The sequence below is a fragment of the Microbacterium nanhaiense genome (genome assembly GCF_014646015.1).
Lineage (GTDB): Bacteria > Actinomycetota > Actinomycetes > Actinomycetales > Microbacteriaceae > Microbacterium > Microbacterium nanhaiense.
Genome location: NZ_BMMQ01000001.1, coordinates 1 through 14,345, shown reverse-complemented (window position 1 = coordinate 14,345; position 14,345 = coordinate 1). Strand labels below are relative to the sequence as shown.

At 70.2% G+C, this 14,345-nt stretch carries 11 protein-coding genes; 7 read left to right on the top strand and 4 right to left on the bottom strand.

Annotated features, from left to right (window positions below):
* The first annotated feature begins 99 nt into the window (after positions 1–99).
* Positions 100–1,170, top strand: coding sequence for an NYN domain-containing protein (locus tag IEX05_RS00060; RefSeq protein ID WP_188699298.1), 1,071 nt, complete (start codon positions 100–102; stop codon positions 1,168–1,170).
* Here IEX05_RS00060 and IEX05_RS00055 read toward each other — a convergent pair.
* The 4 genes from IEX05_RS00055 to IEX05_RS00040 form a co-directional block, all read right to left on the bottom strand.
* Positions 1,160–2,236: a Gfo/Idh/MocA family protein gene (locus tag IEX05_RS00055; RefSeq protein ID WP_188699297.1), complete on the bottom strand. Its 1,077-nt coding sequence runs from the start codon at positions 2,234–2,236 to the stop codon at positions 1,160–1,162. The genes IEX05_RS00060 and IEX05_RS00055 overlap by 11 nt on opposite strands.
* Positions 2,233–3,027 (bottom strand): alpha/beta hydrolase fold domain-containing protein, encoded by a 795-nt coding sequence (locus IEX05_RS00050; protein WP_188699296.1) that lies wholly within the window; start codon positions 3,025–3,027, stop codon positions 2,233–2,235. Before IEX05_RS00050 ends, IEX05_RS00055 begins: the two co-directional genes overlap by 4 nt.
* Entirely contained in the window at positions 3,024–5,057 is a 2,034-nt protein-coding gene (locus tag IEX05_RS00045; protein WP_188699295.1) for a beta-galactosidase, read from the bottom strand. The genes IEX05_RS00050 and IEX05_RS00045 overlap by 4 nt, the downstream gene beginning before the upstream one ends.
* A gap of 110 nt (positions 5,058–5,167) precedes the next feature.
* Positions 5,168–5,902 carry a helix-turn-helix transcriptional regulator gene (locus tag IEX05_RS00040; RefSeq protein ID WP_188699294.1) on the bottom strand — a complete coding sequence of 245 codons (735 nt, stop codon included), beginning with the start codon at positions 5,900–5,902 and terminating at the stop codon, positions 5,168–5,170.
* 77 nt (positions 5,903–5,979) lie between these two features.
* Here IEX05_RS00040 and IEX05_RS00035 point away from each other — a divergent pair, with 77 nt between their 5' ends.
* From IEX05_RS00035 to IEX05_RS00005, 6 genes are all read left to right on the top strand, one after another.
* Positions 5,980–7,137, top strand: coding sequence for an ABC transporter substrate-binding protein (locus tag IEX05_RS00035; protein ID WP_188699293.1), 1,158 nt, complete (start codon positions 5,980–5,982; stop codon positions 7,135–7,137).
* A gap of 10 nt (positions 7,138–7,147) precedes the next feature.
* Positions 7,148–9,262: an iron chelate uptake ABC transporter family permease subunit gene (locus tag IEX05_RS15580; RefSeq protein WP_444543260.1), complete on the top strand. Its 2,115-nt coding sequence runs from the start codon at positions 7,148–7,150 to the stop codon at positions 9,260–9,262.
* A complete protein-coding gene (locus tag IEX05_RS00020) occupies positions 9,259–10,098 on the top strand; it encodes an ABC transporter ATP-binding protein (RefSeq protein WP_188699291.1) in 840 nt (279 codons plus the stop codon). The genes IEX05_RS15580 and IEX05_RS00020 overlap by 4 nt, the downstream gene beginning before the upstream one ends.
* Entirely contained in the window at positions 10,098–11,378 is a 1,281-nt protein-coding gene (locus tag IEX05_RS00015) for an alpha/beta hydrolase (RefSeq protein WP_188699290.1), read from the top strand. Before IEX05_RS00020 ends, IEX05_RS00015 begins: the two co-directional genes overlap by 1 nt.
* Before the next feature lie 83 nt (positions 11,379–11,461).
* The gene (locus tag IEX05_RS00010; RefSeq protein WP_188699289.1) at positions 11,462–12,784 is read left to right on the top strand and encodes a Gfo/Idh/MocA family protein; all 1,323 of its coding nucleotides are present in this window, start codon (positions 11,462–11,464) and stop codon (positions 12,782–12,784) included.
* Positions 12,785–12,863: 79 nt separating this feature from the next.
* Positions 12,864–14,102: a D-arabinono-1,4-lactone oxidase gene (locus IEX05_RS00005; RefSeq protein WP_188699288.1), complete on the top strand. Its 1,239-nt coding sequence runs from the start codon at positions 12,864–12,866 to the stop codon at positions 14,100–14,102.
* Positions 14,103–14,345 lie beyond the last annotated feature (243 nt).

The window sequence follows — 14,345 nt, the reverse complement described above, 5'->3', positions numbered from 1 at the left end:
TCACCCAAATCCCTCCGAACCTCGTGATTTCTCCGATTTCCGTGCGGGCGGATGTGCGCGCACCGGGTCCGCGGATCCGAACCCGCGTAGGCTCGGAGGGTGACTGACGCATCCGATGGCCGCGTGGCCGTGTATCTCGACTTCGACAACATCGTGATGAGCTGGTACGACCGCGTGCACGGCCGCAACGCGTATCACCGCGATCGGGCCCGGATCCAGCAGGACATCACCGAACCCGAGATCGCCGCGCGCCTCGAGGCCGCGACGGTCGATGTCGGCGCGATTCTCGACTTCGCGGCAAGCTTCGGCACGCTCGTGCTGACGCGGGCGTATGCCGACTGGTCCTCCCCCGTCAACGCGATGTATCGCCGTCAGCTCGTCGGCCGCGCCGTCGACCTCGTGCAGCTCTTCCCCGCGGCGGCGTATGCGAAGAACGGCGCTGACATCCGTCTCGCCGTCGACGGCATCGAGGACATGTTCCGCCTGCCCGACCTCACGCACGTCGCGATCGTCGCGGGCGACAGCGACTTCGTTCCGCTGACGCAGCGCGTCAAGCGTCTCGGTCGCTACGTGATCGGGATCGGCGTCGCGGGATCCACGGCGAAATCCCTCGCCGCCGCCTGCGACATGTTCGAGCCCTACGACACCCTGCCCGGTGTTCCCGAACTTCCGAAGCGGCCCGCGCAGGACCGCCGGCGCTCGGAGAAAACGGCACCGGAAAAGGAAGCGGACACCGGATCCGCGGAGCCATCGTCGGATTCCCCCGCCGCGGCGAAGGAGCCGGACGCGAAGGACTCCGGCGAGAAGGAGCCCACCGAGAAGCGCTCGAGCCGCTCGCGTCGGAGCCGCAGGGCGACGTCCGCCCCGGAGCCCGCGGAGCAGCTCGACGAGGACGACGTGATCCCGGCCTTCGAGGACACGCCGCCCGAGGACCTGCACGCCGTCGCCACGAATCTGCTGGAGCGCGCGCTGCGCGTCGGCCAGGACAAGGGCGATGAGCAGGGCTTCCTCTACGCCTCCGCCGTCAAGCAGCACATCCGCCGCATGGATCCGTCATTCAGCGAGAAGGCGCTCGGCTACCGCTCGTTCAACGACTTCCTCGCCTCGCGCGAGAACCTCGCGGAGCTGCACGAGTCCGGTCACGAGCGCCTCGTCCGCCTCAGGCAGTAGCCCAGGGTTGCCGCCGCGTGCGCACGGGACGCCCCGTCTCGTGCGCGCGCATGATCTCGAGGCCCAGGTAGTGGTCCTGCGAGGCCTCGGCGAGCGAATAAAAGCCCTCACCGCCCGCCGCATACTCGGCCATGCCCGCGAGGCACCGGGCGACGGCGATCTCGTCATCGATCAGCCGCGCCGGCGCGAACTCGTTCGTGTCGACGTACGCCTGCCCCGCGAGGATCCCCCGGAGGAACTTGTCCTCCATGTTCGTGAACTGGCCGCGCTCGACGCGCGTCAGCGTGTACTGGATCGGGGTGCGGACGTCCTCGAGGTAGCGCACCTCGAGGTGGTCGATCTCGCCGCGTTCACCGCGGGTGAGCGTCTTCGGCCCACGGATCCAGGAGCGGTTCTGCGCGCTCGACCAGTCGTAGATGCCGACCTTGCCGCCGAAGTCAACTTGCGCGAGCACCTGCTCGTTCGTGACCGTCTTCTCCTCGGCGGGATCCCCCGAGCGGCCCGGACCGCCGACGAGCGGCCACGAGACGGCGGGGAGCGCCGTGATGGTGGCGTCCTCGTAACCGACGCCCAGCAGGCGCCTCATCACGCTGACCGCGTGATAGCCGTGGCTGATCGACACGCGCGCCTCGCCGACCTCACCCAGCACGCCGGAGCGCGCGATCGCGATCTGCGCGGCGTGCAGGGGTTGCAGATGATACTGCTCCGCCACCTGCACGCGCGCGTCCTCGCCGACGCTCGCCCACAGCTCGACGAGATCGTCGATCGTGTCGGCGGGCGGGGTCTCGGTGAGCACGGGGATCCCGGCGCGGTGCGCCTCGGCGATCAGCGCGGGCGTCGCCGAGCGCGCCACCGACAGCACGAGGAAGTCGGGGCGCCGGTGCGCGAGAAGCTCGTCGAGGGATCCGAAGCTCGGCACGCCATAGCGGGCGGCGAGCGCGGTGCCTTTCGCGGCCGTCCTCGACACCACGCCCGCGATCTCGAAGCGCTCGGGCAGCGCGGCGGCCACATCGAGGATGAAGCGCGAGCGCCAACCCGTCCCGACGATGGCGAGCGAGGCGGTCACAGTCGCGCCATCCGCTCCGCGATGCGGCGGATCGAGTCGTGCGCCGCGGTGCCCTCGTCGGGGTGATTGAGGTGCCCGTGCGTCGTGCCGGGCTCGATGACGACCTCGATGTCGCGGCCGAGCGCGGCGAGGCGAGCCGCGAAGTGCTCGCCCGAGACTCGCAGCTGGTCGACGTCGCCGTTGATCATGAGCGTCGGCGGGAACTGGGAGAGCTGTTCGTCGCTCGCGAGCCCCGGCACTGCCGAAACCGGCGCGTTTTCGACGGATCCCCCGAGATAGAACTCGTACATCGCGCGCACGCGATCGCTCGCGAAGCGGTTCGGGTCGCCCGAGGCGAGCAGCTTCTCGCGCAGCTCCTCGGACGGCGCCGGCTGCTCGGCCAGCAGCGTCGGATAGGCCAGGACGACGAGCGCGGGCGGCGCGGAGTGTCCCTGCAGCCGCAGCGCGGCGCCGGCGGCGAGATTACCTCCCGCGCTCGTGCCGCCGATGCCGAGCTTGCGCGCGTCGATGCCCAGCTCGTCGGCGTGTTCGCGCGTCCACGCCCAGGCGGAGAGCATGTCATCGGACGCCGCCGGATAGTGGTGGGACGTCTCCGTCGTGAGGCGATAGTCGACCGAGACGACGGCGGTGCCGCGGGCGGCGAGCTCGCGGCCCACCCAGTCCGATTCGGGGCTATCGATCGTGCCGTGCACGAAGGCCCCGCCGTGCGCCCACACGATGCCCGCACCGGTGGGGTTCGCGGCGGGATAGACGCGAACGAGGTTGCCCGCCGCCATGTACGGTGCCGTCATCGGGTCTCCTTCAGCATGACGTATGCGAATGGCTCGAGCGTAGCGCTCGTGACCCGCTCGCCGCTGCCCAGCACCGTGCCTCTCACGTCGACGGTGTGGGCGACGCGGTCGTAGTTGATGATCGTAAGCACGTCGCCGCGACGCGAGACCTCGATCATTTCGGTGGGAACCTCGAGCACCGGGTCCACACCGGCGGCGCGGGCCGCCCACGCGGTGACGGTGCGCATCCCCTCGTCGTCGGGGATCGTCGCGAGGTAGTGCGCGCGCCCCCGCCCGGCACGCTTGCTCGTGAGCGCGGGCTCGCCGGTCAGTCGGCCCGAGCTGAAGCGCGCGATCGTCTCGACCTCAGGATCCAGGATCTGCAGCTGCTCGGCGAAGAACTCGCCGCGCACCGTGCGACCGTCGAGGTCGACATCCGCGTGATTCTCCCCCGGCCCGCCCGCGGCGAGGACGGATCCGGTGGTGTCGCCCGCCGACGTGCCGCCGGCGGCGACGGCCGGCGGCACGAGCGCGCCGAACTCCTCGACGGTGACGCCGAGCACCTCGCGCAGTCCGACCTGGAACCCGCCCTCGCGGAACGCGTCGTGCTCGTCGACCACGTCGGCGAAGGCCGCGAGCAGCAGGTGCCCGCCGTCATTGACGAAGCCGGTGAGGTTCGCGGCGGCCTCGTCGCCCAGGAGGTAGAGGTGCGGTGCGATGACGAGGTCGTAACCCGAGAGGTTCTCTGCGGGGTGCACGAGGTCGACGAGGATCTGCTGCCGGTGCAGCGCCGCGTGCCAGCGCGGAATCAGCGCGCCGTAGTCGATCTCGCCCGGGTGGTCGGGGGCGTCGAGCGCCCAGCGCGCCTCCCAGTCGAACGCGATCGCCACCCGCGCGCCGGAGTCGCTGGATCCGAGATCGGGAAGGCTCTTGAGCGTCTCACCAAGGTCGGTGATCTCGCGCCAGGTGCGCGTGTTCGTTCCGGCGTGCGGCACCATGCCCGAGTGGAAACGCTCGCTGCCGCGGCGGGACTGGCGCCACTGGAAGAAGTTGATCGCGTCCGCGCCCCGGGCGACGGCCTGGATCGACAGCGCCTTCATCTGCCCCGGCGCCTTGGGCGCGTTCGTGGGGCGCCAGTTGACGTCGTTAGGCGCCTGCTCCATGAGGATCCACGGCACGTCCTTCTTGAGCGAACGCATGAGGTCGCGCGTGAAGGCGGCGCCGCGGAAGGTGGTGGGGTCGTTCGGGTCGGCGTAGTTGTCATCGCAGATGACATCGAGCTCCGGCGCCCACTTCCAGTAGTCCGCGGGCGGGAAGAAGCCCATGAAGTTCGTCGTGACGGGCTGCGTCGCCCCCGAGGCCTTGATGATGTCGCGCTCCATGACGAACAGCTCGAGGAGGGTGTCGGACGTGAATCGCTTGAAGTCGAGAAGACCCCCGGGGTTCAGGCTGTAGGGCGCCTTGCGCATCGGCACGATCTGGTTCCACTCGGTGTAGCGCTGCGACCAGAACATCGTCCCCCACGCGGCGTTGAGCGCCTCGAGGGATCCGTACTTGTCCTGCAGCCACCGACGGAACGCGACGGCGGCGTTATCGGAGTAGTCGTAGTTGAGGTGGCACCCGTACTCGTTGTTGGCGACCCACATTCCGACGGCGGGGTGCTGCGCGTAACGGTCGACGAGCGCCGTCAGCAGCTCGCGCGCGAGCCGGCGGTAGACGGGAGAGCTCGGCGCGAAGGCCTGTCGGGATCCGTGCCAGATGGTGGATCCGTTCTCGTCCTGAGGGAGCATCTCGGGGTACTTCGTCGTCGCCCACGGCGGCGGCGACGCGGTCGCGGTCGCCATGGAGACCTGAATCCCGTTCGCGTGCAGGAGGTCGATCACGCGGTCGAGCCACTCCCACTCGAAAACGCCCTCCTCGGGCTGGATCTTCGCCCAGGCGAACACCCCGACGCGCACCATCGTGACGCCCGCCTCGCGCATGAGCCGCACGTCGTCCTGCCAGACAGATTCGTCCCATTGCTCGGGGTTGTAGTCGCCGCCGTAGTGCATGAAGGGTCACTCCTTTGTGTGATTCGCCGCCTTAGAAACGTTTCTAAGGGACAGCGCAGGTGCTCTTATTCAACCAGAACCCGGCCGCTGACCCGACATCGGCGGGCGCATCACCGCGGCATCGCGTGGCGCCTCGCATACTCCGACGGGACGATGCCGTACTGCCGCTTGAATGCGCGCCGGAACGCCGACACGCTCGCGTATCCCGTTCGGTGCGCCGCGAACGCCGGCGCCGCTCGACGCGCCAGCAGGCTTGCCGCCACTTCCAGCCGGCGCTGTGTGCGCCACGCCCGAGGCGACAGACCGGTCTCCGCGAGAAAGGCGCGCTCCACGGTGCGCGCGGAGACGTGGTGCGCGGAGGCGAGCTCGGCGAGCGAACGCCCGTCGCTCGGCTCGTCTCGCAGCCGCTGGGCGATCTCGACCGCCGGGGTACTGACCGGCATGACGAGCCCCGTCGGCGGCACGGCGCGCTCCGGCAGCATACGGGCGAGTCGGCGTTCGAGGTCCACGTCGGGCCGGATGATCGAGGTCTGCACCTGTAGCAGGGCGAGGATCACCGTGCGCAGCTCGACGTCGACGGCGACCCAGGTGACGTCCGTCAGCGGCCCGTGGGGCGCGAGCCGAGCAGGGAGGTGTAGGGGGATCAGCACCGAATCGGGGGCGACGTCGAGCGCGTGCGGCGTCCCCGCCGGGATCCACAGCGCGTGCCCCGCGATCAGGCGGCGGGTTTCGCCCGCGAGCACGCAGGTGGAGGATCCCCGCGCCTGCCAGAGGAGCACCGCCCGGTCGTCGTGCCGGCGCTCGTCAATCGATACGGCGGGAATCGATCCCGCTCCGCTATCCACCACTCTCGCCTACTCCTGTCGTTTACGGAGCGAAGCCTGTCGCATTCGGCGCCCTTAACTAAGGTTACCCTCACCTAATGTGGTCACTTGTCCCCTGCCGCAACAGCGAGCGGATCCGTCCGCGCGCCGTACGAAAGAAGCACATGTACCGCACCGCCCCCGTCCGCATCGGCGCATTCGGCGCCTTCGTCCTCGCCGGCGCCCTCGTTCTCACGGGATGCTCGTCCGACACCCCCGAAGACAGCGCCGCAGCCGCGGACGCGGCCAAGCCGGCCCCCGGCCTGCTCCCCGCCGCGGAGGGTTCCACGAGCTACCCGCTCGAACTCGAATCGCCCTGGGGTAGCACGACGCTCGAGGAGCGCCCGGAGCGCATCGCCGCGATTACGCCCTCACAGGACGACGTCGAGGCGCTCGTCGCGATCGGCGTCACGCCGATTCTCGTGAGCGAGGACCAGACGGACGTCTGGGTGCAGCGCGAGCTCGATCAGGAGATCGAAGGGCGATTCAGCGTCACCGATGGCGGCTTCAACGTCGAACAGATCGCAGCGGCGGATCCCGACCTCATCGTCGTCCTCGGAGCAGATGTGAGCGCCGATTACGACAAGCTCGCCGCCATCGCTCCCGTGCTCAGCACGGCGACCACATCCGAGGGCGAGTCCTCCGTGGCGAACGACTGGGCGACCTCGATCACGGCTCTCGGCGAGGCACTCGACCTCAGCGAGGCAGCGGATCGCGCCCTCGAGACGGAGGAGGAGTTCTTCGCGGACTTCCGCGCGGAGCACCCGGAGTTCGACGGCAAGACCGCCTCCTATGTCGTCTACTACGGCGCCGAGTCGGGGCTGCAGTACCACTCGACTCCGGACAGCCCCGCGGGCCTGACGCTGTCGCGGATGGGCTTCGAGCCGAGCGACAACGCCTCCGAGCTCGAATACCGCGCCGTCATCAGCAACGAGATGCTCTCGGCCATCGACGCCGATGTCGTCATCTTCTCGGACAACTCCGACGGTCACCACGCAGACCTCACCGACTCGGCGCTGTTCCAGGCGCTGTCCGCGGTAAAGAACGACGCCCTCGTCATCGTCGAGAACCACAGCGTCGACGGTTACTTCGTCATCGACGGTACTGAGTACGACGGAAACCTCTCCTGGGGCCTGGCGCGAAGCGGTCCGCTGTCGTCGACGTGGGCGGCCGAGCAGATGGCTCCCGCGCTCGCCGACGTTCTCGGCGCGGAGTGACCCCTCCGCGATGCATTCCACGGCACTGAGCTCCGGTACTCCGCGTACCGAAGGGGTGTCCGACGCGTCGGTACCGCGCCGCAGCGCGGTCTGGGGTCTCCTCCTCACCGCGCTCCTGCTGTCGTTCCTCCTTAGCCTGGCCGTCGGAGCGAACCCGTTGTCGGTCGGCCAGGTCTGGAAGGGCCTCGTCAATCCCGACGCGAGCGAGGCATCCATCATCGTCTGGACCGAGCGCATGCCGCGCACGCTGCTCGGGATCGCGATCGGCATGGCACTCGGCGTCGCCGGCGCCCTCATCCAGGCGCTCACCCGAAATCCGCTGGCCGACCCTGGGATCCTCGGGGTCAACGCCGGCGCGGGCTTCGCCGTCACGATCGGCGTGGGGCTGTTCGGGTTGTCCGGCATGACCGGCTATATCTGGTGGGCCTTCCTCGGCGCGGCGGGCGCGACGGTGCTCGTCTACGTCATCGGTTCCCTCGGCCGCAGCACCTCCCCCGTCACGATGGTTCTCGCGGGAGTTGCCCTCAGCGCGGTGCTCGGCGGGCTGTCGACCTTCCTCACCCTGATCGACGAGACGACGTTCGAGTCGATCAGGGCGTGGGGCGTCGGATCCATCGCGCGCGTGCGCGTGGACGACGTGATGACGGTTCTGCCGTTCCTCCTCCTCGGGCTCGCCCTCGCCGTCGGCCTGGCCGGGTCTCTCAACGCCGTCGCCCTCGGCGACGATCTGGCCGCGTCGCTCGGCACGAGCGTGATGCGTACGCGCGTGCTCGGCGTGCTCGCGATCACCCTGCTCGCGGGCGGGGCGACGGCGCTCACGGGCGGTATCGGCTTCGTCGGGCTCATGGTGCCGCACGTCGTGCGATGGATGACGGGTCCGGACCAGCGCCGGATCATCATCGGCAGCGCCCTCGCTGCTCCTCGTCTCCGACGTCGTCGGACGGATCGTGGTGCGCCCCGGCGAGATCGAGGTCGGCATCGTCACCGCGGTCATCGGGGCACCCGTGCTCATCGCGCTCGTGCGCCGTCGGAAGGCGAGCGGACTATGACGGTCTCCCCCGGGATCATCGACTTCGGCTACCGCGTGCTGCGCGCGCGCACCGGGTTCTCGTCCTCGCGGATCGCCCTGCGCACCGCGGTCGTCAGCGCCGCTCTCTTCGCCCTCGCCGTGGGCTTCGCGTTCGTCGCCCTGTTCCTCGGCGACTATCCCCTCTCCCTTCAGGACGTGACGAGCGCGATGTCGGGTCGGGCCGAGGAGTTCGTCAGCATGGTGGTGATCCAGTGGCGTCTGCCCGTGGCCGTCTCCGCCGTGCTCTTCGGCGCGCTGCTCGGCATCGGCGGCGCGATCTTCCAGTCGCTCACGCGGAATCCGCTGGGTTCGCCCGACGTGATCGGCTTCGACGCGGGTGCCTACACGGCCGTGGTGGTCGTGATGCTTGCGGTGGGCTCTCAGCATGCGTGGTCGATCGCCGCGGCCGCGATCGGAGGCGGCCTGATCACCGCCCTCGTGGTGTACCTGTTCGCGTACCGACGCGGGATGCAGGGCTTCCGCCTGATCGTCGTCGGAATCGCGGTGTCCGCGACGCTCGGCTCCGTCAACAGCTACCTCATCACCCGCGCCGACCTCGACGACGCGATGCAGGTGGGGTTCTGGGGAGCCGGCTCGCTCAGTCGTGTGACCTGGTCGACGCTCGTGCCCGTGATCGCGATCTCCCTCGCGGTCATCGCCACCACGATCCTCCTCGCACCGTCGCTGCGTTCGATGGAACTCGGCGACGACATGGCCGTCTCGCACGGCACGCGCGTCGGCGCCGCGCGCGCGGCGCTGCTCGTCGCGGGCGTCGCGACCACGGCCCTCGTGACAGCCGCGGCCGGTCCGATCGGCTTCATCGCCCTCGCCGCGCCGCAGCTCGCTCGGCGCCTGACGGGATCTCCCGGCGTGAGCGTCCTCGCCGCCGCCGCGATGGGATCCGCCCTGCTGAGCGCCGCGCACCTTCTCTCGCACGTCCTCGCGATCGCGTTCCGCCCGGTGCCGGTCGGGCTGATCACGGTCTGCATCGGCGGCATCTATCTCATCGTCCTTCTCATCCGCGAATCCCGCAGCCGCTCAGGAGCAGCCCGTTGAACACGTCAGAACCCGCCCCGCTCCGCGCCGAGTCGGTCACGATCGGATACGACCGCGCGACGATCGCGGAGGACCTCACCGTCGGCGTTCCCGACGGATCCTTCACCGCGATCATCGGGCCGAACGGCTGCGGGAAGTCGACGCTGCTGCGCGCGTTCGCCCGGGTGCTGAAGCCGTCGGCGGGACGCATCCTGCTCGAGGGGAAGTCGATCCACGAGGTCCCGACCAAGGTTCTCGCCCGGAGGATCGGACTGCTGCCCCAGACCTCGCTCGCCCCCGACGGGATCCGCGCGGCCGACCTCGTGGCTCGCGGCCGGTCGCCGTATCAGTCGCTGATCCAACAGTGGCGTGCCTCCGACGAGCAGGCCGTCCACGGAGCGCTCGCGGCGACCCGGCTCGAGGAGCTCTCGGGACGCCTCGTCGACGAGCTCTCCGGAGGGCAGCGCCAACGGGTGTGGATCGCGATGCTCCTCGCGCAGCAGACTCCCTTCATGCTGCTCGACGAGCCGACGACGTTCCTCGACATCGCTCACCAGTACGAGCTCATGGAGCTGCTGCGCGGCCTGCACGACGAGGGCAAGACGATCGTGACGGTGCTGCACGACCTGAATCAGGCGGCCCGCTACGCCTCGCACCTGGTCGTGATGAAGTCCGGCACCGTGATGGCGGCCGGCGACCCGCGGGACGTGCTCACGTCGGCGCTCGTGGAGGAGGTCTTCGGCCTGCGTTCGATCGTGATGCCCGACCCGGTGACGGGCACGCCGATGGTCGTGCCGATGGATCCGCGCACGCCCGAGGGCGACCTCGACGGCGCGGCGGCGCTGAGGGCCCGATGATGGCCTCCGCCCCGCGCTTCCCCGGAGACGGACGAGAGCTCGCCGTGTACGAGGACCGGCTCGGCACCGTGCACCGCGAGCGCCGCCCCGCTCCGCGCGCCGACGAACCCCGGATGGAACGCGTCGAGGGCGCCCTCGAGCGGGCATGGCGCGACCGCGATCTCCGCGAGGCGCTGCGCGCGGAGGCCCTCGCCCGGCCCAACCCGCACATCGAGCCGGACCCGGCGGATCCGGCGCAGGCGCGGTGCAGCTGGGTGGTCTCCGCTCCCCATGCACGTGCGGTCCTGCTGTGGACCAACCCCGTCTTCGACCACGCCGACGTGTCCCGGGCGGAGTTCACCCGGCTCGACGGCTCCGACCTCTGGACGATCTGCCTGCTCCTACCGTCGGCGCTTCGAGCCTCGTACCGGATCGCGGTGCATGTCGACGACGCGGAACCCGCCTGGCGCACGGCGGCCGGTCGGCGCCCCGTGATCCTCGCGGCGATGGCGGAGAGCGCGCCCGATGACCGCTGTCCGACGACGGTCTGCGGAAGCGGCGGCAGGGTCTCCTCGGTTGCGGCCGGCCCGAGCGCGGCCCCGGATCCGCTCGCGAACGCCGCCGCGGATCCCGCTCGCGGCACGACGAGCGTGCTCGATCTGCCCGGAGACGAACGGGCGTGGGTCTACTCGCCGGCGGGCGAGCATCGGGGCACGCCCCTCCTGGTGCTCTTCGACGGCGACGTGTGGCGCCGGGAGCTTCCCGAGCGGATGGATGCCGCCATCGCCGCGGGGATCCTGCCGCCGATGCACGTGGCCATGCTCGACGCGCACGACACGTCCCGGCGCTGGGAACGCCTCGGGACGCCCCGCGGTCAGGTCGACGTCGTGCTCGACGAGTTGATCCCCCGGGTACGCCGCGATTGGCCCGTGAGCGATCGAGGCGACGACGTCATCGTGTCCGGCCAGAGTCTCGGCGGAATCGCCGCGCTCTGGACGGTCGCCCTCTCGGAGGGCACCGTCGGGCACACGATCGCGCAGTCTCCGTCGCTGTGGCGCTTCGATGTCGCAGGTGCGCTGCTCGCCGCGCAGTGGCGCTCGATCCGGTTGCAGGTCGGTACCTTCGAGGGCGACATGCTCTCCGAGGCCGACGCCCTGGCGCGGCGTCTCGCGGGCGACGCCCGCGCCGAGGGCAGGCGCGTCGAACTCGAGCCCGCCGTCGGAGGCCACGACTGGGCCGTGTGGCGTGCGGGGCTGTTCCGCGCACTCGCGGCGCATCCCTGGGCACCGGCGAATCGCTGAGTACCCGGCATCCCTCGCGGCGCGTCGGGTCGAGCCGCGATCTGCTAATGTGAACGTTCTCATCAGTGCTGAGGAAGAGATCAATGACGAAAACTCGCTACGCCCTCGTCGGTACCGGACACCGCGCCGAAATGTACGTCGACGCGATCACCGACACGTACCGCGACATCGCCGAGCTCGTGGCGCTCTGCGATCCGAACACCGCGCGGGCGGCGTACTACGTCGAACGCATCACCGCGGCGGGCGCACCGGCCCCCAGCGTCTGGGGCCCCGACGACCTCGAGAAGTTGATCCGTGACGAGCGCATCGACCGCGTCATCATCTGTTCGCGCGACGACACCCACGCCGAGCTCATCGTGCGCTCGCTCGAGGCCGGCGTCGACGTGATGGTCGAGAAGCCCCTCACGATCGACGCCGGGTCGGCCGCGCGCATTGAAGACGCCGTCGAGCGCACGGGTCGCAACGTCGTGGTCACCTTCAACTACCGGTACTCGCCGCGAAACTCGGCGCTCCGCGAGGTGATCCGCTCGGGCCGGATCGGCAAGGTCACCTCGATCGATTTCTCGTGGATGCTCGACACCAAGCACGGCGCCGACTACTTCCGGCGCTGGCACCGCGACAAGCGCAACGCCGGCGGCCTGCTCGTGCACAAGTCGAGCCACCACTTCGATCTCGTCAACTGGTGGATCGGATCCGAACCCCGCCGCGTCTTCGCGTCGGGTGGTCTGCGCTTCTACGGATCCGCCAACGCGGCCGAGCGCGGCCTCGCGCGGCGCCCCGAGCGCGGCACTCACGAGGGCAGCCACGACCCGTTCGACCTCGACCTCCGCGACGACCCGCGCCTCGAGGCGCTGTACCTCGATGCCGAGAACGAGGACGGCTACATCCGCGACCGCGATGTGTTCACGGACGGCATCACGATCGAGGACAACCTCGCGCTCATCGTCGACTACGCCTCGGGCGCGACGCTCAGCTACTCGCTCAACGCGCACTCGCCGTGGGAGGGCTATCGCGTCGCTGTGAACGGCACCGAGGGCCGCGTGGAACTGGACGTCGTCGAACGCGGCTCGCTCGCCGAGACGGAAGGGCTGCACCCCGTGCTCGACCCCAGCTATTCGGCCGTCGAAGCCGACTCGCTGCGCCCCGTCGCCGACCGGCTCATCCTGCAGCGGCACTGGGAGGAACCCGTCGAGATCGACATCGTCTCGGGGCCCGGTGGTCACGGCGGCGGTGACGCGCTCCTTCTCCGCGACCTGTTCGTCGGCCCCGACGCCGACCCGCTGGGACGCCCGGCCGACTGGAGCGACGGCGTGCGGTCGATCGCGGTCGGCATCGCCGGCAACATCTCCCTCGACACCGGGCTTCCGGTGCGCACGGGCGAGCTCGGCGTGAAGCTGCTCGGCTGAGCGCTCCGCGGGGCGGGGAGGTTCGCGCGGCGCCGGCCGCTACGCTCGTGTCTATCCAACGATGTATGCAGGAGGACGCATGAGCGCGGTCGACGTCGGCGCCACGTGGGCCGGGACCCACACCTTCCGGGCGGCGGGTCTCGTGGTCCCCCGAACGATCGACGAGGCCGCCGAGCTCGTCGCGTCGCACGAGCGGATCCGCGCCTTCGGCACGCGCCACTCGTTCAACGATCTCGCCGACGGTGAGACGCTCATCTCGATGCTCGAGATCGATCCCGGCTTCGAGCTCGACGAGCGCCGTGCCGAGGTGACCGTCGGCACCGGCACCCGCTACGGCGTCCTCGCCGCCTGGCTGCACGAGCGCGGCTGGGCCCTGAAGAACATGGGCTCGCTCCCCCACATCTCGATCGGCGGCGCGAACGCGACCGCGACCCACGGATCCGGAGACCGCAACGGCGTGCTCGCGACGTCGATCGCGGCGATCGAGCTCATCACCGCGGGTGGCGAGATTCGGCGCATCGCGCGCGGCGATGAGGGTTTCGAGGGCTCCGTCGTGTCGCTCGGCGCGCTCGGCGTCGCGGCGCGCGTGACGCTCGACGTCGTTCCGGCGTTCGATATGAGGCAGGACGTGTTCCACGCGGTGCCGTGGGAGGCCGTGCTGGAGCATCTCGGCGAGCTCACCGGCTGCGGCTACAGCGTGAGCGTATTCACGATCTGGGACGAGCCCGCGCTCGCCCGCGTGCTCGTGAAGTCGCGGATCGACGACGGCGCGCCCGAGGAGCTGTTCGGTGTGCGCGCGGCGCGGCCGGCGCCGCCGGAGCCGCTCGACAACCGCACCCCGCAGGGCGGCGCCCCCGGGCCGTGGCTGGAGCGGCTGCCGCACTTCCGCCTCGACCGTGTGCCGTCGAACGGTGACGAGATCCAGAGTGAGTACTTCGTCGACCGGGCACACGGATCCGCCGCGATCGCGGCCGTGCGCGAGCTCGCCGCCGACATCGCGCCCTGCCTCATCACGACCGAGCTGCGTACGACGGCCGCCGACGAGCTGTGGCTGAGCATGGCGCACGGGCGCGCATCGCTCGGGATCCACTTCACCTGGCGCAATCTGCCCGCCGAGGTGCACGCCCTCATCCCGCGCATCGAGGCGGCGCTCGCGCCCTTCGCCGCGCGCACCCACTGGGGCAAGGTGCACGCCATGACCGCCGATCGCATCCGGCCGCTCTACCCGCGGATGCCGGACTTCCTCGCGCTGCGCGAGCGAATGGATCCGGCGCGCAAGTTCGACAACGCGCACCTGAGGCGCGTGCTCGGCACCTGACGCGTCTCCCCCGCCCGCGAGATCTCACGCTTTTCGCGAGAGCGCACCGAATTCGATGCGATCTCGCGAGAACGATGCGATCTCGCGGGGCGGGTAGGCGCGGGGCGGGTGGGCGCGCTAGGCCGTGTTGATCAAGAGGTTTCGCTCCCGGCTCGGTGAGTCTTAAGCGGTGACGCGACAGGAGATCTCTGACGAGGTGTGGGCCGTGATGGAGCCGTTGATGCCGACGGCGTCCGGGAGGTC